Here is a 26,997-nt window from a genome sequence, read left to right on the forward strand (position 1 = left end):
TTTCCATGAAGGAGGATACTTGTGGATCAAAATATTGAATTAAAAAAGGAAGCATCCATTGCTGTAATAAAAATAAATCGGCCAGAAGCTGCAAATGCGCTATCACAGCCATTACTCAAAGAACTACAAACAACTCTCCATATCATTGAACAAGACCATACTGTTCGATGTGCCATTATTACTGGGAATGGTGGGAAAGCATTTTGTGCAGGAGCAGATTTAAAAGAGCGTGCGAATATGAATGATCAAGAAGTAATAGCTGCTGTTGCTAGTATTAGTGAAACAATAAATAGAATAGAAGAATTGTCTATACCAGTTATTGCTGCAATGAATGGGGTAGCATTTGGTGGTGGATTAGAATTAGCATTAGCATGTGATATTCGTATTGCTGCGGACCATGTGCAAATGGGGCTTACAGAAACTTCGCTCGCTATTATACCAGGAGCAGGCGGTACGCAGCGTCTACCGCGATTGATAGGAATGGGTCAAGCGAAACGATTGATTTTTGGAGCGAAACGCATCGATGCGGAAGAAGCTTATCGAATCGGGTTAATAGAGGAAATCGTATCAGAAAGTGATTTAATGACAGAGGCTAATAAACTTGCAACAACTATTTCAAGAAATGGACCCGTTGCCCTTAGACAGGCTAAAACAGCTATAAATAAAGGTGCAGAAACCGATTTAAAAACAGGTTTGCTTATTGAAAGATTAGCCTATCAGCAAACAATTCCAACGAAAGATCGAATGGAAGGGTTACACGCCTTTCGTGAGAAAAGACTACCGAAATATGAGGGGAACTAAATGGGAGGCTAAATACGATGACTCATAAAAATATATATGATGAAAAAGTAGCTACTATTAAGAGTGGTGGACAAGAAAAATATCATCGTAAAAATGGGGAAAAAGGTAAGTTGTTTGTACGTAAACGGTTAAAAAGGTTATTAGATGAAGATTTAAATATAGAAGATGCTTTTTTTGCAAATTGCATGGATGGTGCACTACCATCTGATGGTGTGGTTACAGGGATTGGGAAAATAAACGGCCAATCCGTTTGCATCATGGCAAATGATTCTACGGTCAAAGCTGGCTCATGGGGAAAGCGTACCGTGGAAAAAATCATTCGAATTCAAGAAACTGCTTTATCACTGGAAATTCCCATGATTTATCTAGTAGATTCTGCTGGTGCGAGAATTACAGATCAAGTAGAGATGTTTCCTGGAAGAAGAGGTGCCGGACGAATATTTCATAACCAGATAAAATTATCAGGCCGCGTGCCGCAAGTATGTCTATTGTTTGGCCCTTCTGCAGCAGGAGGCGCTTATATCCCTGCTTTTTGTGATATTGTCGTTATGGTTGATGGGAACGCTTCTATGTATTTAGGTTCACCACGAATGGCAGAAAAGGTTATTGGCGAGCAAGTTAGTTTAGAAGAAATGGGTGGAGCTAATATGCACTGCTCTGTTTCGGGGGTTGGTGATGTGTTAGCAAAGTCTGAGCAAGAAGCCATTGCATACACTCAAACTTACTTAAGTTATTTTCCAGCCAATTTTAGGCAGAAACCAAACATAGAAGAAGCAAAAGCAACAAAACAACTGAAAACAACTATTTCTGACTTAATTCCAGAGAATCAAAATGCTGCTTTTAACATGTATGATCTTATTGATCAAATTATAGATGAAGATAGCTTTTGTGAGATAAAGAAGAAGTTTGCGCCTGAACTAATTACGGGTCTAGCAAGAATAGACGGACGGTCTATTGGTATTATTGCAAATCAGCCAAGGATGAAAGGCGGTGTCTTATTTCCGGACTCAGCGGATAAGGCAGCCAAATTTATGCAACTCTGTGATGCATTTAATATCCCACTGTTATTCTTAGTAGATGTACCTGGATTTATGATTGGGACAAAAGTGGAACGCGCTGGCATCATTCGTCACGGAGCAAAGATGCTCGCGACAATGAGTGAAGCGACGGTTCCTAAGATCTCTGTTATCGTGCGGAAAGCATACGGAGCTGGATTATATGCTATGGCAGGGCCAGCTTTTGAACCAGATTGCTGTTTAGCCTTACCTACTGCTCAAATTGCTGTTATGGGACCTGAAGCAGCAGTGAATGCCGTATATGCGAATAAGATTCAGGAATTACCGGAAGATGAGCGACCGGCCTTTATTAAAGAAAAGCAGGCAGAGTATAAAGAGAATATTGATATTTACCGCTTAGCTTCAGAAATGGTAATTGATGCAATTATTGATCCAGAGAAGTTGCGAGAAGAATTAAAGACACGCTTTTCTATCTATGAATCAAAAAATGTAACATTTACGGAAAGAAAACATGGTGTATATCCTGTATAGAGAATTTAAATATAATGAACGCTCAGCTAATCCATAAATAGCGAGCGTTCATTTTAATATACAATAATTTTGTGATGTAAACTAAAATGATTTTTAAGATGTGTAAATTTTTTCCAAATATCTAAGAGCATTTGTTACATGTAAGACGTTTTCTGCTATAATAAGAATGCTTTGTTACTAGGGCATATTGGAAATAAATAGATTTCTTGTTAATAGTGGAGGAAAAATGAAAATAATAGAACTACCGATTGAATTTGAATTTAATGGGCAAAAAAATTGCATCTACCCTAGCCTATTTATTTCAAATAATGATGAATTAACTTTGGTCGATACAGGGTATGCAAATTTTTTGCCTTTAATTGAAAATGAAATTATTAAGAATGGATATGAAATGAAGCAATTAAAGAACGTAATTGTTACGCACTATGACGATGATCATATAGGTTCATTATATGATTTTAAAGTAAAATATCCGCAGATTAATATTATAGCTAGCGAAATTGAATCAACATACATTAGTGGCGAAATAAAATCAGAGAGATTGGTTCAAGCTGAAGATATGCTGGAAAATTTGCCAAAAAAGGAATTGGAGTTTGGTATATGGTTTGTACAGCAATTAAGAAAGTTGAAGCATGTCGCAGTAGATGAGAAGGTAAATGATGGTGATATGATTTTAGATAGCAAGTGTAAAATAATAGCAACACCAGGTCATACTTCGGGGCATATTACATTGTATTTCCCAAGTTTAAAAAGTGTAATTACTGGAGATGCAGCTGTTAAAAATCATGATGATTTAATTATTGCTAACCCGCATTTTTGTTTAGATATTAAGCAAGCAGAACAGTCATTGAATAAAATTAAAAATCTTAAAGTTAAATATATTTATTGTTATCATGGTGGGAAATTAACTTTATGATTTCAGTGCTATTATTTGATTCGTTATGTTGATACACACAAAAAAGTAGAGAGTACCATCATACTTCGCTTTTTTGTGTGTTTTACGATTCGTTAAGATGAAGAATGAAAGTGTGGTTTTAAATTAACTGTAATTTTATTATGTAAACTAAAATGATTTTAAGTAGAAATAGAGTTACATATCTCGTATAATAGACGCTAGTAAATCGGATAAGGGGATGCAAGAGAACTTATGGGGGAGATCATCATGGAGAAAGAAACCGCGCCACGTTTCGTATATCAACTAGCTTCTGTATATGAACAAGTACGCGAAAACGGAGATGACATACGCACAGAGAAATTAATTGAGCTCTACGATAAATATAAGAGACAGGAACTCACGATCTGTTTTGCTGGGCATTTTTCTGCTGGGAAATCATCGATGATTAATGCTTTGCTTGGGCAAGATATTTTACCAAACAGCCCAATTCCAACAAGTGCAAACATTGTTAAAATCACATCTGGCAAGGGCAGCATTAGGGTGTATTTTAAACATAGTGATCCAGAAGAATATAAAGAACCGTTTAATTTGGAAGTCTTAAAACAATATTCCATGGATAAGGATAATATCCAAAAGATTGAAATTAGTACATCTGAACAATTGCTTCCTTCCAATTCTGCATTTATTGATACGCCTGGTATTGATGCTGCAGACGATGCAGATCGATTAATGACAGAGGGGTCGCTCCATCTAATGGATGCATTGTTTTATGTGATGGACTATAATCATGTGCAATCAGAAGTGAATTTACAATTTATGCGTAATGTTCAACAAAAGAATATTCCGTTTTACATCATCATTAATCAGATTGATAAACATAAGGAGTCGGAATTAACATTTGCTAGTTTTAAAGAGAGTATTAAGCAAACTTTTGATCTATGGGAAATTAAACCAGAAAAAATCTTTTACACTTCCTTATATGAACCAAAGTCGAAGCATAACCAATTTACCGAGCTTCAAAAGACCATACAAGAATTGTTGACTAGTCGTAAACAAGCGTTATTAGATCGTAAACACCATATAGATGACATCATTACACAACATGTTGATTTTCTTCAAGAACAATATGAAGAAGCATTGGAAAATGACTATGTTACGAGTGAGCAACAGGAAAAGCTTGTAAAAAAATCAATCATAGTAGATGCGTTATCAGCACTTGAACAGAGGGAAGCTGATTTAAAAGCAGATTTTTATAGCATTTTACAAGAAACGGTAAAGAATGCTTATTTAATGCCAGCAACACTAAGAGATAAAGCTACTTCTTTTTTAGAATCTCAACAAAGCAATTTTAAAGTTGGTTTTATTGGAGCGAAAAAGAAAACAGAGGAAGAGAGAAAAAAACGATTAACTGAATTTGTATCTGATTTACAGCAGAATGTAGAGGCTGGATTACAATGGAAACTTCGAGACAAATGGCTCCAATTGATAAAAGCGTATAAAGTGGATGATGGACAAGTCCAACATGATTTACAGCACTTTACGATTGCTGTTAAGGAAGAAGACCTTATAAGAACGATGAAACAAGGAGCGACACTTAATGGTGATGCGATCCTTCATTATACCAATGATGTGGCGCATGAAATAAAGAAGCGAGCAAAACAATTAGCACATACTTTATGGAACCAAATTGAGCAAGCTTTTCAAGCTGAGGTGGCTCCTGAGCGTTCACGATTGAAGCAACAATTAACAGAAATCAATTATATTCAAGAAAAATCAAACCATTATTATGCATTAGTAGATGAATTAGAACAAAAGCAAACGATGGTTAGACAGGCTCGTTATCATAAGTCTGCTACTGTGAAAATGACAATTGTAGAAATAGAAGAACATGTATCAAAACAAAAAAAACGTATAAAATTTGCAAGTGAGCCAGCACTATTTAAGTGGGAAAACATCCCTGACAAGCTACTAACCAAATCGAGTCAAACAACAACGGAATTAACAGAAAAAAAACAACCAGTGGATAGGGCTATAAAGGCTATTGAACAGACCATAGATACGGTTAAAAACTTACCAGGCTTTCAATCACTTATAGAAGATTTATCTCGTAAACAACAACGATTACAACATCGCACATACACGATTGCTTTATTTGGTGCTTTTAGTGCTGGAAAATCTTCATTTGCGAACGCACTCATGGGAGAAGCTGTTTTACCTGTGTCACCAAATCCAACCACTGCTACTGTCAATCGAATACACCCAGTGACAGATAAAAATCAGCATGGGACGCTATTGGTACAATTAAAAACAAAACAAGAATTAGTGAAAGAAATAACGTCGATGACAAAAAAATTTTCACCAGTTGCAAATGAACTAGAAGAATTGATTACTTGGATTACTAGGGAACAACTTCATCATCACCCAGACTTAGAAAACACGTATCAATCATTTTTGCAGGCTCTTTTAAGTGGTTTCGATTCCATAAAGGATGACTTAGGTGAAGAAATTATTTTATCTATAGAAGCATTTCCTAGCTATGTGGCAGATGAGACGAAAGCTTGTTTTGTTGACACGATTGATCTTTTTTACGATTGTGAATTAACTAGACAAGGAATCAGCCTTGTTGATACACCTGGAGCAGATTCTGTTCATGCCAGACATACAAATGTAGCCTTTAATTATATTAAACATGCAGATGCAATTCTTTATGTAACCTATTATAATCATGCACTGAATCGAACTGATAAAGATTTTCTTATGCAATTAGGTAGAGTAAAGGATGCTTTTGAATTAGATAAAATGTTTTTTGTCGTTAATGCAGCCGATCTAGCAAAAGACAAAGCGGAATTATCGTTAGTTTCCACATATGTAAAAGAACAGCTAACGCAATTAGGGATTCGTTTTCCTCGCTTGTATCCTGTCTCTAGTAGGAAAGCATTAACGGAAAAGCAAATGAATCATCGTCCTGATGAGCTTATGAGTAAGTTTGAAGACGATTTTTATCCATTTATCCATCACGGTTTAACGAAATTGGCTGTAGCTGCAGCTTACCGAGATGTGGAACGTATAGAGCAACAACTTCAACAATTTATAGCATCACAAAAATTGGATCAACAAGAAAAAGAGGCGTTCAAAAACGCCATTGAACAAGGACGCCAGCAAATAGAACAGATCATTGATCGTATGAAAGGTACAATAGAAATAAATCAAGTGAAACAAAAAGTGGAAAAACAAATATACTATGTTTTGGAGCGATTTTCCATTCGCTTCCATGATATGTTTAAAGAAACATTCAATCCAGCAACAATTACGGAATCCGGTAAAGAAGGTCGGCAACAGGTTTGGATTTGTCTACAAAACTTGGTTGATTACTGTCAAGCTGAATTGCTTCGAGAGTTACAAGCTGTATCGTTACGTTTAGAGGCATTTATGAATGATAAAATGTTAGAAGTATATCGATTTGCAGAGAAACAAAGTCAAAAAATTGATCATTCATTTTTGCTTGCAGAAATAGACCGAAAGAAAATTGCTTCACCTGATTTTATCAAGCCTTTAAAAAATGTTAACTTGCAAACTTTTGCTCAAATTGTTCAATCATATAAACACACAAAAGCTTTCTTTGCTAAAAATGAGAAGGAACAAATGAAAGAGACTATCTTTGAATTACTTAAACCAGTAACGAAACAATCTATGGATGAGCATGAACAAATGATGGCCGCTTTTTATGAGGAAGAGTGGACAGTAATTATAGAGGAATTAAAACAGGCTATTGCTAATCAACTCCAAAGACATATGGAGAGTTATGAAGAGATGATGTCATCAAACGTTACGTTGCAAGAGTTATTATACAAACATGATCATATATCTGCTATTTTAGCAGATCACAAATAGAAAGAAGGATTTTACTTTGAATAAACATCAAATAATGCTAGTTGACGGCATGGCGCTATTATTTCGAGGTTTCTTTGCCACAGCTTTCCGTGGTAATTTCATGAAGACAAGTGAAGGGATGCCAACAAATGGGGTTTATCAGTTTTTGCGCTATTTTTTAGACGCTGTGCACACATTTGAACCTACGCATGTTATCTGCTGTTGGGATATGGGGAGCAAAACTTTTAGAACGGAAATGTACGCTGATTATAAAGCGAATCGGGATAAACCACCAGTTGAATTAATACCGCAATTTGACTTAGCAAAACAAGTAGTAGATCGTTTTAATATGCCAAATATTGGTTTAGAAAATTATGAAGCAGATGATTGTATTGGAACCCTAGCTAAGATATATGCGAAAGATCACGAAGTAACTATTCTTACAGGTGATCAAGATATTTTACAATTAGTGGATGATGGTATCCGCGTGGCAATTATGAAAAAAGGACAGGGAAATTACGATTTATTTCATCAACATAATTTCTATGAGAAAAAAGGTATTCAACCGAAACAGATAATTGATTTAAAAGGATTAATGGGAGACCCTTCTGATAACTACCCAGGTGTTAAAGGCATCGGTGAAAAAACAGCGTTGAAATTAATTCAAGAACATGGATCTATTGATGCATTAATTGCAAATATAAATACATTGCCAAAAGGTGTACAAACAAAAATAAAAACAAATATGGATATGTTGCTCTTATCAAGAAGCCTTGCTGAAATAAAGTGCAATGTTCCCATTACGTGTGAACTAGACCGAGCATTATGGAATTATGATCGTGAACGAATAATTGGCACCTTCGAATCTCTAGAATGGAAGTATTTAGATAAGCTTGTATAGACTACTTTATACTGGTAATTTCGATCCTATTATTTAAATGAGATAACTGGAGATGATTGGTCGAAAGAGAATTAACTAACTACATGACCTCTCCTGTTGTCTCAAAACACAAAAACTCGGCGATGAAGCCAAGTTTTTGTGTTTCTGTCATGTAATAAAGGTGTTTATAGGGGGGTACCCCATATACCTATGAGGGGTATGGGGGATGCCCCCTCTGCAATCCTTTTGTTTCATTCCTTATTACGGATACAAGCACGATGATTTAGATCCAAATACTAAAAACAGTCACTACTTTGAAAAGAAAGCAATCGTTTGCACGTATGTCTAGCCTGTTTTTTACTGTCATGAAATCAATTTATTTGGTTAAGCTAACAAAATAATTTATAGTTAGTAAGTGGAATGTTATATGGACTATATTGTTCAATGAGTAACACAGTAGTAATAAGTGAAAATATGTAGTATACGTGCAAAATTACATCGTGAGGTTGATAAAAATGGCATTGTTTCGAGCGGAAAATATAAAAGTGAAGGGGATTATTGAAATAAACAAACTAGAAATCCCTGCCCAACAAATTGTTTGTATCGTTGGAAAGAGCGGAAGTGGGAAATCGACTTTTTTACGATTGTTAAATCATTTGGATTCGCCTGACGAAGGGACTATTTTCTATCAAGGAGAAAACATGCAGAAAATGAATCCGATCGAGCTTAGGAGATCGATAACTATGGTTCCACAAACTCCAGTCATATTTTCAGGCTCCGTAGAAGACAACTTAAAAATTGGACAGAAATTATCTGGTATAGATGTAGTAAATGAGTTAAAACTTAAAGAGACTTTAGAAAAGGTTTTTTTACATAAATCATTAGACGCTCCTGCTGAAGATTTATCAGGTGGCGAAAAACAACGGCTTGCATTAGCAAGAGCTATGTTACTACAGGCAGATGTTTTTCTTTTAGATGAGCCTTCCTCTGCATTGGATAGCGATACGGCAGCTAAGGTTATTGATATGTTTATCGAATTTATTAAAACACAAAACAAATCTTTAATTATGATTACGCATGATCTTGAGTTAGCGAGACGTGTAGCAGATGTGACCATTGAAATGGACCAATATAGCAAAACGTCTCTTAACAGTTAAGCTATACGAATTATACAGATCTTATATGGAAAGGGGAATACAAAATGAGCGAGCCAAGTTCTATTGATTTAACTTTTTGGCAATTACTATTCGCATATGTTTTTATAGTTATTTTATGGATTATCGTTCGTGTGAAAGGTATCCCGAGGCAAAAATTAATTGTCATTTCCACAGTACGGATGACAGTACAATTGGTTTTAGTTGGCTATTTATTAATGATTGTGTTTGAAAATCCGCATCCAGCGATCACTTTAGTCATTGTTTTATTTATGCTTGGATTTGCTATCTATAATGTGTATAAACGTGCAACCGTAGCCATTCATATATCTGTTAAAAAGACGATTGCGCTAGCTATGGTATTAGGCATATCTGTAAGTATGGCTTATTTTTTATTCGTTGTTCTTCAATTAGATCCTTGGTATGAACCACAGTTATTTATTCCGATTGGTGGCATGATCATCGGTAATGCGATGACTGGTATTACTTTAGGTGTAAACCAATTGCTTATTGGTATGAGAGAACAAAAAGAAAAAGTAGAAGCAGCTTTAATGTTAGGTGGAACGCCAAAAGAAGCATCCAATTCGATTATTAATGAAGCTTTTGATTCTGCACTGCTTCCAACTATTAATTCAATGGTCGGTATGGGAATTGTATTCTTACCTGGTATGATGACAGGACAAATTATTGCTGGAGCATCTCCTGTCAGTGCTGTGAAGTATCAGATTGCAATTATGCTTGGTGTAGCAGGAACTGTTTCAATTACTGTTGTAATTTTTCTCCATTTAACATACAAAGCGTTCTTTAACCATCGTGCACAATTGAAATTTTCTGATGACTAGTATTTAAAAAAACAAGCACGCGTTCCATATGTGTTAACTTAGCTACTGTTTAAACTTTTTCGAAAAGAGACTTTCTTCTTAATAATATAGACTAGCAAGTGAAATAGTTTTGTTAGTGACCTATGAATGGTTGGGAAGAATTTATTAGCTTTATGATAGAATATTGAAATCTATTTCTTCATTTGCGCCTCATTAAAAAGGTTAATAGTAAAATAATGTGCACTATAAAATTGTTCTTTAACACCTATTTATGATAAAATTTAAATTATTATAAAATTCAATCTTGAATCTATTGTTAAATAGTTGATTTAGGAGGTAGATAGTATGATTAACCATGTAAATATTGACGTAGCAAAAACGAAGGTAGGGGCATGTCTCTTTAAGATATCGTTCGCTAAATAAGAAAGGGGAGCATTATTTGAAACAAATTTTATTAATTATTGATGCACAACAAGAGCTAATAGAAGGAAACAAAGAATATGGAGCCGTTTTTTTAAAAGAGGAATTAATTAGAAATATCAATAGCGTCATTGAAAAATCAAGTAAATTAAATATTTCTGTTGTCTTTGTTAGGGATTTAGATGTTGCAGAAGGCAAAGGGAAGGGTTTTCAAGTGCATGAAGAAATCCATATACCTAAAAATGCAACATTCTTTGATAAAACCGCAACAAATTCTTTCTATGGAACTGGACTTTTAAATTACTTTAAATCTGAAGAAATTGAACATGTAGTTATGATGGGGTGTACGACCCAGCATTGTATTGATAGCGCAGTCAGAACAGCTACGATTAATGGGTTAGATGTTACATTAGTAGGTGATGGACATTCTACAACAGGAAGCGATATTTTACATGCAGAGCAAATTATCCAGCATCATAATAATACTCTGCATGGACATTACAATGTTGAAAACTTTTCCATTGTAAGAAAAACAGAGGAAGATTTGTTTCATCCAACACATCATTTATATAGGTGATTTTCTTTATAAAGTAATATCCCGATTTCTTAAGTTTGACAAAGGAATTGGGATCTTTTATTGTTGCGTGTTTATTCAATATAAAATGAAAGTGTCATTAAATCGAACACTTCTGTATTGCTTTAAACTCTCTATAAGGGACGAAGCCGATTCTGTACATACGTTAATCCAATAGGTATAGTTGGAAAAAAGGTTGTATTCCCTTTATAATGAATAAAAAACATACAGGAGGAAAATATATGGTGTTTCCTTCCAAGAAGGATCAATGGATTACTGTTCTCTTATGGGGGATTTCTATAATAGGATTTTTTATACCGCTAATTACAGGAAACGGGTTGTCTATTTTACTAATCCTTCCTTTAATTGTGTTCTTATTATGGTTTTGGTTTGCCACGGATTATCGGATTATTGGTGAAAAACTTAAAATTCGCTATGGGCCTGTTCGTCAAACGATAAATATAAAAGAGATTGAAGTCGTTTTTCAAGCGAAAAAAAATCCTTTAGCTGCTGCGCCAGCTTTATCACTTGACCGAATTGTATTGCATTGTGGAAAATTTAACGTAACAAGTATATCACCGCTAGACAAACAACAATTTTTACAAGCACTTATTGCTATAAACCCGCATATAAAAATGGAAAAGTCGTTGAAACAATCACTTTCTTAAAGTACTTGTTTAACAAGGAGGATGGGGAAATGCGTGTAGTAGAAAATATTAGTCAATTAATTGGAAACACGCCAATGTTGAAATTAAACAAACTTGTTCCTGACTATGCTGCAGACGTATATGTGAAACTAGAGATGTATAATCCCAGTAGAAGTGTAAAAGATAGGGCCGCGTATAATATGATTAAAGTAGCGGAGGAAAAAGGATTATTGAAACCAGGTGATACTATTATTGAACCTACGAGTGGAAACACTGGCATTGGATTAGCAATGAGTGCGGCGGCAAAAGGATATAAAACGATCATTGTCATGCCCGATAATAGTACTGCTGAACGAAGGAATATTCTTAAAGCTTATGGTGCAGAAGTTGTTTTAACGCCTAGTGAAGAAAAGATGCCTGGTGCAATAAACAAAGCGTTGGAGTTACAAAAAGAACATCCTGGAAGTTTTATTCCACAACAATTTGAAAATATGGCCAATCCGGATATTCACAAAACAACAACGGCTTTGGAAATACTTGAGCAAATGGAAGGTGAGCTAGATGCTTTTGTATGTACTGCAGGAACTGGAGGAACAGTAACTGGTACAGGTGAAGTATTAAAAGAAAAGCTTCCACACATCCATATCGCTGTAGTAGAACCAAAAGGATCTCCTGTTTTATCAGGAGGAAAGCCTGGTAAGCATAAGCTTGTCGGCACAAGCCCGGGTTTTATACCAGAGATTTTAAATACATCTATTTACGATGAAATTATGCAAATTGCAGATGATGATGCAGTTCAATTGTTTAAAGAACTTGGACAAAAAGAAGGCATTTTTATTGGTTTATCAGGTGCTGCTGCTGTATATGCAGCTATCCAAACAGCTAAGCGTCTTGGAAAAGGAAAGAAAGTTGTTTGTATTGCTCCGGATTCTGGAGAACGCTATTTAAGCATGAATTTATTTGCGGAATAAAATTGATATGCTTTCATGTATCACCGCTGACGCTATTTCTCATAAAGATGTTAAGGTTTTGCTATAACCAAAATAAATACTTCCGACATGGTGCTTTTTTAACGATAAGCAAACTTTTTCTTCATCTTTCATTGAAAAATAGAGCTACGGTATAACTACACGTATCTATGCATTATTAACATATAAAAGCCAACGAAGCTTCGTTGGCTTTTATATGTTAAAATAAGCATAACTAAGATAATCGTTTTGTATTTTCATCACTTCTAATAGCTTCAATTAAAAAGAATTGAAACCTTTTGACAAATACTTCTGAGGAGAACTTCAATGAAAAAGACTGCTTATATTATTAGTGTTTCTAGTCTAATATGTGCCTTACTTGCCTTTGTGGAGCATGGAATGGATGTTAATTATGTTGTTAAATCATTAAGCAAAATGACGTTATTTTTTCTTGCGATATGGTTATACACTCGTTTATTTGGCGATTTTCGCTTTAAAGATGTTCTAACTTTAGATAAAATGAATAGAAGAGATTGGTTGCGTTTACTTTTCCTTGGAGCATTATCTGCCTCCATCGTTTTAGCTGCTTATTTGTTGCTATCTCCTTATTTCTCAGTTAGCCAAATCAAGCAAGATATAACTGGAAGATTAGGTATAAGCGCCACGGGGTTTATTTTCGTTGGCATCTATATTACTTTTATTAATTCTTTGTTAGAGGAGTACTTCTTTCGCGGGTTTATTTTCTTTCAATTACCCAGGAAAATCGGATACTTTTTTAGCCCTTTGCTATTTGCAACTTACCATATACCCATGATTGCCTTATGGTTTAGCCCCAGTTTAATTATCACTTGTTTTGTAGGACTTTGGGGGATCGCGATAGTTTTTCATAAGGTAAATGAGAGAAACCAGACAATTTGGTTTTCGTGGATCATCCATGTATGTGCCGATATTATGATTATTGCCATAGGTATAACGTTATTCTATTTTTAAATTCACAAGGAACAGTAGTATGAAAAATTATTAGCAGCAAGACCATCGAGGTGATAAATAACTCATAACTGAGAGTGTTTCCATTGACGATAATCTAATAAATTGCTACTCTAATAGATAGAATGCTCATTCTATTAGGAGGAAGGTGAAGTATGAAAACGTCAATGAAACGAAAGGATTTATTGGAAGTTGCTGAACGTTTGTTTTATGAAAAAGGCTTTCGTGGGGTGGGATTAAAACAAATTACCACAGAGGCTAACGTGGCAACGATGACGCTATACAACCATTTTTCTTCTAAAGAAAGGCTAGTTGAAGAAGTCCTTAAAGAGCGAGAAAAACGCTATTGGTCTTATCTAAATAAATATGTTGAAATTGATTCAGATTTGTCTTTTATTCTTGTTGTAGAGGCACATGGTAGATGGTTAAAAGAGTGGTCATATAAAGGAGATATGTTCTTACGTGCGATTGAAGATTACGCAGGGTCAAACAATGAAATAGAGAAAATAGCAAGAAGTCATAAACAAAAACTTGTGCGCTTTTTTCAACAATTAGCATGTAAAAAAGGGGAGGCAAACCAACAAGGTTTAGCCAATCAATTTACTTTATTGCTAGAAGGTACAACTTCAATGGCAACTTTAATAGGGCCTGAAGAAGCAACTTCACACTCGATTGCGATAGCCCGGACACTTGTCCAACAGGCTTCGTGATTTTTTTTACGCTTCATAAAAAAGCTTATTTATATGTTCGATATTAGAAAGATCGTTCTATCTAATTGAATAAGGAAGGAGCGGTATGATGAATTTTTTACGATTTGTTTTACCTGGTATAGCAATGATTGCTTCCACATATGGGCTAGCGAGATTTAGCTTTGGTTTACTACTTCCGGATATACAGAAGTCCCTGCAATTATCAGATCTTATGTCTGGAACCATTTCTTCATTATTTTATTTAGCTTATTGCTTTACAATAACCCTTTCAACTATTATTACGATTAGGCAAGGACCTCGAAAAATGATTTTTGCTGCTGGTTTGGCTGCACTTATTGGTTTGCTATGCATGGGTTTGGCACATAATATCTATATACTTGGATTAGGTGTCCTGTTAGCTGGTGCAAGTACTGGCTTAGTATCTCCTCCATATGGAGCAGCAATATCACTTTGGATTGAAGAGAAAAAGCAAGGAATAGCGAACACTTGGATTAATTCTGGCACAAGCATAGGAATTATTCTTTCTGGATTAGGAGCCATCTTATTAACACCACATTGGCGCATCACTTATTTCATTTATGCGGTTCTAACATTAATCACATTGCTTTGGAATATCCAAATTATCCCAAAGAAGTCCATGTATTCCACGCGAATGGTATTGAAAAAAGGAGATTATTCGATCAAAGGTGTTGAAGGTTCAATAAGACTAAGTATTGCATCTGTTGTACTAGGCATTTGTTCAGCAGCTTTTTGGACATTTTCGCGCTCTTTTTTTGAAAATGCTGGTAATTATGAAGACTGGCAGTTATCTATATTTTGGGTTGTTATCGGTGTTTTAGGTATCTTGGGCGGGTTTTCAGGTTCATTAATTGAAAAGAAAGGCCTGCCGTTTTCTTATAAATTTGCTACTATTTTATTATCCATTGCTTCCATCATTCTAGCCCTATCTCCTGACAAGTGGTTTATTGCATATTCTGCTGCTGGAATATTTGGTGGGTCTTATATATTTTTAACGGGGGTATTACTTGTTTGGGGAATTCGTGTATTTATTCATAATGCTTCACTTGGTATCGGTGTTCCCTTTCTATTATTAGCAGTTGGACAAGTAATTGGTTCGTTATCTGCTGGCCTATTCATTGGTCTTTGGGGTTACGCATCCACGTTTATTTTATTTGGCTGTGCAGGTTTATTAGCTAGTTTTATTACTCCTAAGAAAAAACAAACATATGAATCTATATAATAAGTAGAAATGCAGTATCTTTTTCTTTCTATAGGTAAACATATATGATTAGAGGGAGAGAATTATTGAAAGAATTTGTCGTTATTTAAATTAATTGTGGAGGTATATAGAAAAGTGGAACATAATTTACGATTACGGCCTTTAGAGGAAGAGGATTTACCATTTATTCATGAATTGGTAAACGATCCAATTATTATGTCTTATTGGTTTGAAGAACCATACTACTCGTTTGCAAGATTAAAGGAAATGTATGAAAAACATGCACAGGATGAGCATTTACGGAGGTTTACAATAGAAAGTAAAGGAGAAAGAATAGGGTTAGTAGATATTGCTTATATTGATTATCTTGTTCATAGAAACGCAGAGTTTGAAATTATAATTTCTCCAAAACATCAAGGTAATGGCTACGCTCTTCCAGCTGCTCAATTAGCAATGGACTATGCATTTTCAACATTAAACTTGCATAAATTGTATCTCATTGTTGATAAACAAAATGAAAAAGCTATTCATATTTATAAAAAGCTAGGATTTTATGTAGAAGCGGAACTCAAAGAAGAGTTTTTTGTAAATGGAAGCTATCATGATGTGTTACGTATGTGTATCTTCCAACGTGACTATTTAAATAAATTATAGTAACGTTTCATACTATCAAAAAAGCAATAGAGCACTAGAAAATAGCCTTCGGGGGTAATCACCGCTGTGGGCTATTTTTACATTTATCCAACTTCAATTTTAAACTACATGTTGTTTCTATTTTTAAAATTAGAAAAAGAAGGATAAGAACCATATAATTTGTTGATGATTGAAAATGCTATTAATAAATACCTCTATTTTTAAGTTGTTTCTCATTTCAATTGTTTGAAACTATTTATTAAGTATACTACTACATTTACTTGGTTTGTTTTTAGAAAAATGCTAAAATTTAATATAAAACAGTCTCTTCAAAAATTCCAAAGTGCTGTGTTTGAACAATTTTTTTAATCTAATAGAGAAGGGTTTTAGCATGCGATTAAAGAAACTATATTTTTTTTATTTTAGGTATATACTTAGAAATAAGCTCTATCTATGTGCGAGTATTACGTTTATTCTGTTATTAGGGACGCGCATAATCATATATATGAATACATGGTTTGCGCAGGAAAATTATGGTGATTTACCAGCGGAAATTGTTATAATCACACAAATAGTAAGCATTTTGTATATCGTGTATTTTTATCAAAGTTTTTCCAATGAATTAAAATTTGGCGTGCATACTTTTTTTGTTGATGGTTACAAAATAATTTTGGAAAAATTAACAGCTTTATTACTCGTCCATCTTAGTTTACAAATTATGTTGTTACTAATAGTTTATATGACTTTTACGGCAGTTTATATCTTTGTTGGAATTGAATTCTCGTCTATATATGTATCTTTATTTCGTTTTTTAATTGATTATATGTTTTTCCCTCTCTTATTTACATGTTTTATTGGCTTAATTATAGCTCTGATCTTTGGCGCAAATAAGGTCAGTATTTTTTTTATTATAATAGTATGGTTTTTATCAGGTGTAATAAATCAAGAAGTTTTTTCATCATTTTTTGAGACAGTAGGTGCAAATGATTGGAAAAATTTACTCAGTATTGGTCCAAATAGTATTTATTCTGTATACCAATCGTACATAGGATTTAATGTAGACTCTGGCTTAGAACTTAAATTACTTGCATGGTTTTTACTGTTAATTTCTATTTTGTTAGTCTCTTCTTTAAAATGGACAATTTTACAAAGAGAAAAAAAGATCATACTATCTATTGTTACTGGTTTAATTATTGGATGTATAGGATTTGGTTTTTTATCTGTTCATAAAAATTCTCTTGCGTTTAATAGTGTTGATGAAATGAAGGAAACTGAAAGATATGAAGAATTGCATTCAGTGGATACCAATCTTCATTATAAAATCCATACATACGATATTACGATAGATGGAGACGACGTACGAACAGAAATTGAATTTGACCATACGGCGACCAATAGCCCGTCATTTCAATTATATTATGCCTATCCAGTTCAAAAGGTAATGGTTGATGGTACAAAAGTTTCATATGCTAGAGAAGGAGATATTATCCATATTAATAGTGGTACGGATAAATTTAAAAAAATCACTTTCTACTACAAATTGACAGATACAGCGTTAATACCTTATTCAAAAAATAGTACAATATTGCTAGCGAATCATGGATGGTATCCCAAAAAGAATTGTAAGCACATATTTGAAAAAGACGCATACTTAGGAACTGTCCAACGAACAAATGATGTAAAAGTTAATGAAGCATATTATTTTACTCTAACAGCGGATGATGTATTATTTACAAATATAGATTCAGCAGGCAGGAATTATAAGGGAAAAACAAGCGGGCTTTCGCTTATAAAGGGTGAAGGAAATCAATTAAAATATAAGAATTATGACATAGTCTATCCCGCTGATTGGCCAAACATGCCCAAACGTATAGAAGAAGTAACTAATCGGTTAGAATCTATTCTTAGTGAAATATATATATTAGCACCTATGAAAGTAAATGCATTACCTTCCAAGTTAGTCTTTATGAATAATACTACTCCTAACTTAATCAATAATGACCATCTAGTATATTCAACTAATGGATCTACTCTAGCAATAAATGATGAAGAGGTCATGAAAGATTTTGAGAGAAATCTAAAAGAATCTTCTTAGAACAATGGTATCATGCTATGGATGATGCATGGACATGGGAGAATGTCAACTTGTTATTGGAGGAGAAAAAAGCAAATTGAATATTTATGTGAAAGATTTATATAAATCATATAAGAAAAAGCCTGTCTTGTCTGGTATTCATTTATCGTTTTCAGGAGTATATGGATTATTAGGACCTAATGGCGCAGGAAAAACTACTTTAATGAAAATATTAGCAGGACTAGAACCTTTTCAATCTGGTGAAGTACATGCAGATGAAAAATTAATAAGTTCAAAATCATATGTTAAAAAAACAGAACTAATTGGTTATTTGCCACAAAATTTCATGGTATACCCGGACTTAACTGTTTATCAAGTGCTGGAACATATTGCAGTTCTCCAAGGTTTACCTGTTTCCAAAACTTCATTAAAAATCCAAGAAGTTTTAGAACAAGTAAATTTAAAGTTGCATAAAAATAAAAAAATGAAAGAATTATCAGGTGGCATGAGGAGGAGAGTTGGAATTGCACAGTTATTACTTCGAAAGCCGTCTGTTTTATTATTTGATGAACCTACAGCTGGACTAGATATTGAAGAAAGAGTTCGTTTTCGAAATTTACTTAAACAACTAGGAAGGGTTCATACTGTGATTATATCCTCCCATCTAGTTGAGGATATTGAATTTCTCTGTGATCAGATCGGTGTTATACGAAATGGTAAGGTTTTATTTGAAGGTAGCCCTTTACAACTAAAAAAAATGGCTGACCGATATGTTTTTCAATTACAAGTAAATAATTATGAGTTAGATGAAGTAATTGCAAATCATGAAGTTATTCAATTGGATGACGAAGGTAAGCACATATTAGTACGGATATTATCGAACAAACCTGTTGGTAAAGCAGTTTCCCCAAAATTAATTGATGGGTATTTATCATTATTGAAAGAGAGTCAATCACATGAATAGGCTTAAACATCACTTTACCTTTGACATAAAATTACTAAAAGGAATTTACACTCTTCCTTTTGTTGGCTACATTATAGCGCTATTTCTAATATTCACAAGCCATTTGAATTCAACTGATCCATATTTACCTTATATTTTTTTACAAGGGGTAGCTGTACCTGTTTCTGGACTGCATATCGTTTTTTTATACAGTTATATTTATGACGAAGGATCCAAGGAGGTGCTACTTCCATACTATAAGAACAATCTATTATATGATTTAGTTCGTTATAGTATGTTACATGGTTGTATACTGTTCCTATTTACTTGTTTACTAATTTGGTTGAATGGGTTTGGTTTTTTTGATGCAAAAATCATATTGCATTTACTATTATTGTTTGTTTTTTATCAAGTAATTGGCGTTACATTATTGTCTTTAGTGGAATCATTAGAATTATCTATAGCAATATATGCAACTTACACAATAACAGAAGTGGTAACAAAAGGTACGTTTTTACCTTGGCCGCATATATTTTTATTTGAAGAGCCAATAATAAATATTTGGCTTGTATTAACCTTTATTTTCTTAATACTTGGTCTTGTGTTATCTATTGTTCAATTAATTCGGTCTTATAAATAAAAACATTAATTAACACAACATTACAAATTCACTATTGTATAAAAGGGACACTGTTTGATACGAAAAGAGGCTATCCCGTTTTACATAAGATCAATAAATTGGTTGCAGTGTATGGTGAGCTGTACCAAGTTGATAAAGCTGGATTACATCTTTTAGATGAACTGGAAGGATATACAATATAAGTCATGTCTGGCTTCAACGCCCACTAACTGGTCCTTCACGCAATCACCTTAAGATAAGTCATCATCGGTTCATGCCTCACCGTGATTCCTTTATCTCAGTTGATGCGTTTCACTAGCTACGTTGCTAATCGGGTGTTTACGCATTTATTTAATTTTAGTTAAAAAGAACTTGAATCGAACGTTACGTGCTGATTTATACTTACAGTAGAAATACAAGGAGGTAGGAGGTAAAAACATATTGAACTGGTACCAGATTGGGTTGAAACCGTTGCAACTTTTAATCCTCTAAATTGGGCAGTTGAAGCGGGTAGAGAAGTTATTACGACAAAACCAGATTGGTCGCTCGTCATACCTAATAGTAGTTATTTAATTATCATGTTTATTGTCTCTTGTGCACTTGTTTTGGTAGCGTTTCGAAAGTATCAAAGAACGTTATAGAGTGTTTTACTTGTTTCGTCTTTATTCATCTATTATGATATGTATATATTTTTAGAAATATTTAAAAAATGATTTAGAACAAAACATATTTGAAGGAAGGTGAACGGATGGATTTTAGAGATTTTTCTGCAACACAAATACGTATAGCAAGACCTACGGATAAATTTACAGAAGTCATTCATTTTTACGAAGCAGGTATTGGTTTAACTAAAATAGAAGAATTCCAAGGTCATAGAGGATATAAAGGGGTTATATTTGGCCTACCACACGCGGACTACCATTTAGAGTTTACATCTCATGAGAGCGGTAGCCCTTGTCCAGTTCCAACAAAAGATAATCTTCTCGTCTTTTATATGGAAAATCAGGATGAAATAGGTCAGTTAATCAAGCGAATGGACGAAATGGGTTATAAAGAGGTAGAGCCCGAAAATGAATATTGGAAAGAAAAAGGTGTTACGATTGAAGACCCAGATGGGTGGCGAGTGGTATTTATGAATAGATCTTATGAATGATATGGATGCGTTTAAGAAAAAGCACAACATCACTTGGATAACAGCAGCTTGTTATATATGTACAAATTATTCACTCCCTTTGCTAATAGTATTAGTAGAGGGAATATATTCTTTTCACAATTGTTCTATAAGGAAGGATGAATTTATTGAAAAAGAAAAAAATCGGCATTTTACTTTTTGACTACGTAGACATACTAGATTTTGCTGGTCCAGCAGAAGTGCTTTCATTAACAGCACATAATAAAGCAGAACAAGTGATAACGCTTTATAAAAAGCAATTATTGCCTACAAGACCATTTGAAGTTATAACGATTACAGAAAATGGAGAAAAAATTAAAACACATTCTGGTATATCAGTAGAACCTGACTACAGCATTCATCAGCATCCGGAAGAGTGAGGTGATACTGAATTGAAACTGTTGAGCATGATTAAAGTTAGTTTTTTTCACACACTAGAAAGGAGAGTTAGCATAATGGAGGAACAAATGAAACAATTAACCGATTTTTATAGGGTATATAAATTTATTAGATTTAATATGTGAGAATGGATGATCTGTTAGTTAGGTTAGTTTTCTTGATGCAAGAGGGTTTATTAGAAGGTTCTTTCTAGTTAAAATGACTCATTAAACAGATAAAAATGTATAGTACCATTTGATCATTCACCTGTGCAGAATTTTAATGTTTATTATTTTGAATTTTAAAGACTTGTAATTTAGACATGCTTTTTCTTGTTTTAGATTTAAAATGAATTCATTGCATCGATTTTCCTATACAAGGAAAACTAATCAATTAATCATAGCCATTTGCTATAAAATTAGTGCAAAAATCTAATTATTTTCCCAATATGCATTTGTGGGATTTGTGTTACAATTATATTAGATACATAATAAATTAATGAGAGATTGGTAGGTGATAATTTGATAGAAATAGGTTCTATTATTAAATTACAGCGAACCAAGCGCAATATGACACAAGAGGAATTGTCAGAAGGCATTGTTTCATTATCCTACTTATCAAAAATAGAAAACAAGAAGACAAAGGCTAGCCCTGAAATTATTCAATTACTGTGTAACCGATTAGAGATTGAGCTTACGGAAAAGCTAGATATAGAAATTGAAGAAAAATGTCAAGAGTGGTACGGAATGCTTTATGACCGATTCGATAAACAGAAAATATCAGTAATATATGAAGAATTGCAGCAGTTGCTGGGTCGAAGTATTAATGACCAGACACTCATGTTTGAGATTCATAAAATTCGTTATTACTGTATTATGCGGGACCTCAAAAAAGCATTATGTAAAATTAACGAACTTCATGAAATGGCAAATTCATTTAACCCTATACATAAATATTATTGGCATAAATTTCAAGGTAACTATTATTCTTTTAAAACGTACCATCATCAAGCTATGCAACATTATAAATTAGCAGAAGAAACTATCAGTTTTGCAAATATTCAAGAACAGGAAATAGCAGATTTGCAATATATCATATCTATAGAACATAGTAAATTATGGAATGATCTTGAGACTATTGAATATGCAAAAAAGGCAATGGGAATTTTTCAACAAAACTACAATTTTATTCGCTGTGCTCAATGCCATATTTTATTGGGGATTGCGCATCATAGAATTAAGAATTTAGATAAGGCTACCAAAAATTATAACTTGGCATTACAATTGGGAGAATTAAAAAACAATGAGGATGTAGTTCATCTAGCACATTACAATCTGGGCTACCTGCATTCAATAACTGGAAATTCAGAAAAAGCAATCGAACACTATCTAATTGCGATACAAAATAATAACTTTAAAGAAAAAACTAAACTAGTATCCCTAATTCGCTTAATTCAAGAGTTTTATTTAGTTGGGGATTATGAAAAAGCCAAGAACTATTTGGATCAAACAATATTAGTTTTGGAAGCGTATATTAATGATTATAACGAATATATTGAAGATTTACACAAATATGTTATTAAAGTATATACACATTTATTAAATGGAGAAACTAAACAATTTATATCTGTATTAGCTAATGATTTCATACCTTACCTAGAGAAAAAAAGAAATTATGAGTATTTAGCTTTTTATGCAAAAATGTTAGGTGATCATTTAGAGAAGAGTGGTAAGTATAAGTCATCATTACAATATTATAAATTAGCAAATAGCAGTTATGAGAAATTATTTAATTTATAAAGGAGGAGAAGGATCGTGAAAAAAATAGTTTTAAAATTAGTATGTGGTACATTTCTTATAGGTGGTTTGGTATTTTTAAATGTTCAATATGATCAGACAGCAACACTTCAACCTAATCCTACATTTAACCCAATTGAAGTTGAAAATGTTTAATTAAACAAATTATTTATTATTGAGTCTTTATTGTCACAGAAGTCAAAATAGATACAAGACTTCTGTGTTTTTTGTTTTATCAATAATTAGAATATAAAGGATGGAATGTTTCCTTATCTTTCTAGAAAATTTAAAAGCGTTAGCATTTTTATTAATATTCATATCAGTATTATGTATTATCGAAAGCTCAAATTGCTTAAAAAACAAAGAAGACTCACTAACTTGAAAAAGCAATGTATGTAATTACGTGACCACACCGTTTACTTATGCATTTATACATATTCTCTTTATTATAAGAACATAGTGGTATTATGTACTTGAAGATCTCATAATAATTCAGTTAACCTAAAATCTTCTATGTTCTATTTGTATCAAAAGGAACATATAGTTATAGGTTATAACCAGGTATAGATAAGGGGATGTTATACGATGGCTGTAACACTTATAAAAGTGTTAGAATCAGAAAAATCTATTTTGCGTAACTTTTACACATTGTATCTTCATGATCTTTCAAATTTCACTATAAATTTAGATGTTGAGGAGGATGGTCTTTTTCATTATAAGGAATTGGATAAATTCTGGGAAGCAGAAGGGTTATCGCCATATTTTATAAAGTTGGATCATAAAATCATCGGATTTATATTGCTATTAGAACGCCCATTTTTGAAAAAGAACAATGATTACGGAATAAACGACTTCTTTATACTTAATAAGTATAGGGGCAAAGGTTTCGCTATTCAGGCTGTTGAAAAATTGTTTAAGGAAAAGCAAGGTCAATATTTTGTAATGCAGGTTACAGAAAATAAGCGTGCGGTTGCATTTTGGAAAAAAGTATATGAAGAATTAAATATTGAACATCATGAAAGACAGGATTTAATTAATGGTGAACTATGTTTAATTCAAACGTTTATAGTATAATTCATTTACAAGCTTTTGAAAAAGGCGAGATAGTGATTAAATAATACGACTGACTTTTCGCAAGAGAACAATTAGATTTTTAGAAAATTTTACGTACGTAGAGCAGTTTTAAGGAATTAGAAAAGCTAATAGAGGAAGAAGCAATGATAGTACTTTCAAAACACTAGTTTACATAATATATATTATAGGAAGTTACAACCGAAACGCTTATTTATGTCTCAATTTTAAAGTATTCTTTTGATAGTGAGACGAAAATAAAAAATTACTATGATTGAATAGCTCATAGTAATTTTTTATACTTCACTTTAATTTATTTGGATCAATATGTTTTAAGGGTTTGTTCGCAGGTCCATTCAAAACTTCGCCTGTATATGAAAATCTTGAACCATGACACGGACAATCCCAACTTCGTTCTCCGGAATTCCATTCGACTTCACATTTTAAGTGTGTACACGTTGTATCAACAATATATATTTGGTTTTTCTTATCTTTATAAACACCAGCTCGGTTTCCATTAATTCGTGTAACGGTTGCTTGATCTGCTTGCAATTGATTTATATCCAAATGGTTATTCGTATTATCCAATTTTCCTTTCACCATGTGTTTAGCTGTATCTGTATTCGTTTTCACAAACTTTTTTATCGTGGGATCTGCTTTAAATCCGGCCGGATCAAAAAGTTTCGTATATTCACTTGCTTTGTTAACAATGATGTTTGTTAGCATGTTTGCAGCAGCAGTGCCGTTTGTCATCCCCCATTTACGGTAGCCTGTCGCAACGAGTATGTTAGGTGTTGATTTTTTCATACAACCAATATAAGGTACTTTATCCAATGTTGTTAAATCCTGCGCCGACCAGCGAAAATCATATGACGCTACTGCAAAGTTTTCATTCGTAAAAGATTGTAATGCTTTAAAATGTTCGTGCATAGGTTTACCCTGGCCAGTTTTATGATTTTCCCCACTTATTAACCATAAATCTCTTCCCTTCCATGTTGTAGTGCGAACAGATCTTGTAGGTGATTCTGCATTAATGTACATTCCACCAGGATACTTTTCCTTAGATTGCATCGCCAGCACATAAGCACGTTCTGCGTACATTCTAGTAAAATAAAAGCTGTCTCGATCATAAAAAGGAAAATGAGATGCAGCAATAATATAATCACACTTTATTCGATGACCATCTTTCGTTATAATGGAGGGGTTTGAGCGATCACTTTCAATATCTACAGCTACTGTATTTTCATAGACCGTTAACCCATTCCTTATACTTTCTTCTAATAATGAGCTTAAGTACTTTAACGGATGAAATAGAGCCTGATTTTTCATTTGTAAAGCTAATTTCATCGGAATTTTTAGGGGGGTATCCTTTGTTATTTCGCTCTCAATACCAATATGGTCATAGGCATCCTTTTCTTTTTCTAAATCACGCTGCCAAGAATCTAGATTGGTGTAAAGAAAAGCATCTTCATGGCAAAAATCGCAATCTATTTGTAGATTATTTATATTGTTTTCAATTAATTGCCTAGCCTCATCCATAGCTTTATAATAAAGAATAGCTTGTTCTATACCGAAGTGCTGTATAAGCTCATCATAAATTAGACCATGTTGTGCAGTAATTTTAGCTGTTGTATGACCCGTTGTTCCTTTTAAAATTGGATTCGCATCAATTAATGTAACTTTTATATTTTTTTTAGATAATAAATACGCTGTTGTAATTCCGGTTATTCCCCCTCCAACGATCCCAACTTCTGTTTGAATGGAGGTATCTAAGGATGGATATTTAGGTATTGTAGATGTTTCACGCCAAAATGATTGTGAGTGATTCGGCAAGTGGTTTTCAACCAATATCTTCATTCCCTTTCAACATTTTTTATTTTATTTAACGAGGTTGTTCAAAAAGTGCCTTAAATGGGGCAAGTGAGCGCACTACTCTTTGTTTCTCTTGTTTAATAATGTTTTCTATATGGGATTAGATAAGACACAGACAAAATCCAAGTTGAAGTCATATCTATTCCAAAGGTACTAACTAGTATGAACATGAAAATTAGGTTTTAATCGAAAAATATGTTTAGACTTTAGTATAAAGGGATAATTGTAACTGAGGTGATAAGTATGCGTATACATGTGGTTTTTTATGGAAGAGTGCAAGGCGTGGGGTTTCGCTATTCTGCTAAACAGAAAGCTCTTGAATTAGATGTTCACGGATGGGTGAAGAATAAGGAGGATGGCACGGTTGAATTAGAAGCTGAAGGCAATGAAGCTCATTTAAGAAAGTTTATGGGTGCTTTAAAAAACGGATTGAATCCCTTTATTAAAGTAACTCATATTGATCAAAAATTACTTGATAATGAAGCTGGTTATTCAACCTTTTCTGTCAAATAAATGTAGTGCATTTTATTTTTCTAGAAATTTTGCCAATCAGGTAAGTCTCAATTAATAAAATTTAAGTAAAAAAAAAGGGTTTACGTGTTGTTTAGATACAAAGAAGCAAGCTAAATAATCACAGCTTGCTTCTTACTCAGTTATTGTTCTTCAAAAAACTTGCGATTTAAAGCAATATATTCTGTTTCCTCTTCGGGAACTTCATCCTCCATATAAATTGCTTCTACAGGGCATACAGCTTCACATGCACCGCAATCAATACATATATCAGGGTCAATATAAAACATATCTTTTCCTTCTTCTATACAATCAACAGGGCATACTTCCACACATTCTCCCGACTTTTCTTCTTTACATGGTGACGTAATTACAAAAGCCAAAATGGCTCTCCTCCTTTTTTGAATCCATAAGACGAATGTTATTATGTAGTTATT

At 33.4% G+C, this 26,997-nt stretch carries 26 protein-coding genes; 24 read left to right on the forward strand and 2 right to left on the reverse strand.

Annotation, left to right across the window (positions count from 1 at the left end; translation table 11 throughout):
- The first annotated feature begins 21 nt into the window (after window positions 1-21).
- The 23 genes from BUB45_RS00215 to BUB45_RS00320 all read left to right on the forward strand — a co-directional run bounded on the left by BUB45_RS00215 (window position 22) and on the right by BUB45_RS00320 (window position 24,181).
- The gene (locus tag BUB45_RS00215) at window positions 22-801 is read left to right on the forward strand and encodes an enoyl-CoA hydratase (protein ID WP_121639854.1); all 780 of its coding nucleotides are present in this window, start codon (window positions 22-24) and stop codon (window positions 799-801) included.
- A gap of 17 nt (window positions 802-818) precedes the next feature.
- Window positions 819-2,348 (forward strand): acyl-CoA carboxylase subunit beta, encoded by a 1,530-nt coding sequence (locus BUB45_RS00220; RefSeq protein ID WP_073004028.1) that lies wholly within the window; start codon window positions 819-821, stop codon window positions 2,346-2,348.
- Between the two features lie 226 nt (window positions 2,349-2,574).
- Window positions 2,575-3,264 (forward strand): MBL fold metallo-hydrolase, encoded by a 690-nt coding sequence (locus tag BUB45_RS00225; protein ID WP_073004030.1) that lies wholly within the window; start codon window positions 2,575-2,577, stop codon window positions 3,262-3,264.
- A gap of 246 nt (window positions 3,265-3,510) precedes the next feature.
- A complete protein-coding gene (locus tag BUB45_RS00230) occupies window positions 3,511-7,134 on the forward strand; it encodes a dynamin family protein (RefSeq protein ID WP_073004032.1) in 3,624 nt (1,207 codons plus the stop codon).
- A 34-nt stretch (window positions 7,135-7,168) separates the two neighbouring features.
- Entirely contained in the window at window positions 7,169-8,014 is an 846-nt protein-coding gene (locus tag BUB45_RS00235; protein WP_073004823.1) for a 5'-3' exonuclease, read from the forward strand.
- A 494-nt stretch (window positions 8,015-8,508) separates the two neighbouring features.
- Window positions 8,509-9,150: an ABC transporter ATP-binding protein gene (locus tag BUB45_RS00240; protein WP_212590736.1), complete on the forward strand. Its 642-nt coding sequence runs from the start codon at window positions 8,509-8,511 to the stop codon at window positions 9,148-9,150.
- Window positions 9,151-9,194: 44 nt separating this feature from the next.
- On the forward strand, window positions 9,195-9,989 hold the full coding sequence (locus BUB45_RS00245) for an ABC transporter permease (protein WP_073004034.1): 795 nt from the start codon (window positions 9,195-9,197) through the stop codon (window positions 9,987-9,989).
- A gap of 418 nt (window positions 9,990-10,407) precedes the next feature.
- Entirely contained in the window at window positions 10,408-10,965 is a 558-nt protein-coding gene (locus BUB45_RS00250; protein WP_073004036.1) for an isochorismatase family protein, read from the forward strand.
- A 239-nt stretch (window positions 10,966-11,204) separates the two neighbouring features.
- Window positions 11,205-11,630, forward strand: a complete 426-nt coding sequence (locus BUB45_RS00255) for a PH domain-containing protein (protein WP_073004038.1) — start codon at window positions 11,205-11,207, stop codon at window positions 11,628-11,630.
- Window positions 11,631-11,659: 29 nt separating this feature from the next.
- On the forward strand, window positions 11,660-12,580 hold the full coding sequence (gene cysK, locus BUB45_RS00260) for a cysteine synthase A (RefSeq protein WP_073004040.1): 921 nt from the start codon (window positions 11,660-11,662) through the stop codon (window positions 12,578-12,580).
- A gap of 324 nt (window positions 12,581-12,904) precedes the next feature.
- Window positions 12,905-13,567, forward strand: coding sequence for a CPBP family intramembrane glutamic endopeptidase (locus tag BUB45_RS00265; RefSeq protein WP_073004041.1), 663 nt, complete (start codon window positions 12,905-12,907; stop codon window positions 13,565-13,567).
- A gap of 152 nt (window positions 13,568-13,719) precedes the next feature.
- Window positions 13,720-14,274: a TetR/AcrR family transcriptional regulator gene (locus BUB45_RS00270; RefSeq protein WP_073004043.1), complete on the forward strand. Its 555-nt coding sequence runs from the start codon at window positions 13,720-13,722 to the stop codon at window positions 14,272-14,274.
- A gap of 85 nt (window positions 14,275-14,359) precedes the next feature.
- Window positions 14,360-15,514 (forward strand): MFS transporter, encoded by a 1,155-nt coding sequence (locus tag BUB45_RS00275; protein ID WP_244527634.1) that lies wholly within the window; start codon window positions 14,360-14,362, stop codon window positions 15,512-15,514.
- Between the two features lie 114 nt (window positions 15,515-15,628).
- Window positions 15,629-16,147: a spermidine N1-acetyltransferase gene (gene speG / locus BUB45_RS00280; RefSeq protein ID WP_073004045.1), complete on the forward strand. Its 519-nt coding sequence runs from the start codon at window positions 15,629-15,631 to the stop codon at window positions 16,145-16,147.
- Window positions 16,148-16,631: 484 nt separating this feature from the next.
- On the forward strand, window positions 16,632-18,221 hold the full coding sequence (locus BUB45_RS00285; RefSeq protein ID WP_139300070.1) for an ABC transporter permease: 1,590 nt from the start codon (window positions 16,632-16,634) through the stop codon (window positions 18,219-18,221).
- A 76-nt stretch (window positions 18,222-18,297) separates the two neighbouring features.
- On the forward strand, window positions 18,298-19,164 hold the full coding sequence (locus BUB45_RS00290; protein ID WP_073004830.1) for an ATP-binding cassette domain-containing protein: 867 nt from the start codon (window positions 18,298-18,300) through the stop codon (window positions 19,162-19,164).
- The gene (locus tag BUB45_RS00295) at window positions 19,157-19,783 is read left to right on the forward strand and encodes a hypothetical protein (RefSeq protein WP_073004046.1); all 627 of its coding nucleotides are present in this window, start codon (window positions 19,157-19,159) and stop codon (window positions 19,781-19,783) included. The genes BUB45_RS00290 and BUB45_RS00295 overlap by 8 nt, the downstream gene beginning before the upstream one ends.
- Before the next feature lie 26 nt (window positions 19,784-19,809).
- Window positions 19,810-19,965 carry a gamma-glutamylcyclotransferase gene (locus BUB45_RS20740; RefSeq protein ID WP_425303949.1) on the forward strand — a complete coding sequence of 52 codons (156 nt, stop codon included), beginning with the start codon at window positions 19,810-19,812 and terminating at the stop codon, window positions 19,963-19,965.
- A 545-nt stretch (window positions 19,966-20,510) separates the two neighbouring features.
- Window positions 20,511-20,915 (forward strand): VOC family protein, encoded by a 405-nt coding sequence (locus BUB45_RS00305; protein WP_073004048.1) that lies wholly within the window; start codon window positions 20,511-20,513, stop codon window positions 20,913-20,915.
- Between the two features lie 146 nt (window positions 20,916-21,061).
- Window positions 21,062-21,313 (forward strand): type 1 glutamine amidotransferase family protein, encoded by a 252-nt coding sequence (locus tag BUB45_RS00310; RefSeq protein WP_073004050.1) that lies wholly within the window; start codon window positions 21,062-21,064, stop codon window positions 21,311-21,313.
- A 519-nt stretch (window positions 21,314-21,832) separates the two neighbouring features.
- Window positions 21,833-23,110, forward strand: a complete 1,278-nt coding sequence (locus tag BUB45_RS00315) for a helix-turn-helix domain-containing protein (protein ID WP_073004051.1) — start codon at window positions 21,833-21,835, stop codon at window positions 23,108-23,110.
- A gap of 15 nt (window positions 23,111-23,125) precedes the next feature.
- The gene (locus BUB45_RS19705) at window positions 23,126-23,263 is read left to right on the forward strand and encodes a hypothetical protein (RefSeq protein ID WP_170861683.1); all 138 of its coding nucleotides are present in this window, start codon (window positions 23,126-23,128) and stop codon (window positions 23,261-23,263) included.
- A gap of 429 nt (window positions 23,264-23,692) precedes the next feature.
- Window positions 23,693-24,181 (forward strand): GNAT family N-acetyltransferase, encoded by a 489-nt coding sequence (locus tag BUB45_RS00320; protein ID WP_073004053.1) that lies wholly within the window; start codon window positions 23,693-23,695, stop codon window positions 24,179-24,181.
- A gap of 300 nt (window positions 24,182-24,481) precedes the next feature.
- On the opposite strand, the gene BUB45_RS00325 is transcribed toward BUB45_RS00320, so the two are convergent.
- On the reverse strand, window positions 24,482-26,026 hold the full coding sequence (locus BUB45_RS00325) for an FAD-dependent oxidoreductase (protein ID WP_425303950.1): 1,545 nt from the start codon (window positions 26,024-26,026) through the stop codon (window positions 24,482-24,484).
- 267 nt (window positions 26,027-26,293) lie between these two features.
- On the opposite strand from BUB45_RS00325, the gene BUB45_RS00330 reads away from it, so the two are divergent.
- Window positions 26,294-26,563, forward strand: a complete 270-nt coding sequence (locus BUB45_RS00330; RefSeq protein WP_073004057.1) for an acylphosphatase — start codon at window positions 26,294-26,296, stop codon at window positions 26,561-26,563.
- Between the two features lie 140 nt (window positions 26,564-26,703).
- Here BUB45_RS00330 and BUB45_RS00335 read toward each other — a convergent pair whose 3' ends face one another.
- Window positions 26,704-26,943, reverse strand: coding sequence for a DUF362 domain-containing protein (locus BUB45_RS00335; protein WP_073004058.1), 240 nt, complete (start codon window positions 26,941-26,943; stop codon window positions 26,704-26,706).
- Window positions 26,944-26,997 lie beyond the last annotated feature (54 nt).

The sequence above is a fragment of the Virgibacillus chiguensis genome, assembly GCF_900129865.1.
In the GTDB taxonomy this organism is placed as follows: Bacteria; Bacillota; Bacilli; order Bacillales; family Amphibacillaceae; genus Virgibacillus; species Virgibacillus chiguensis.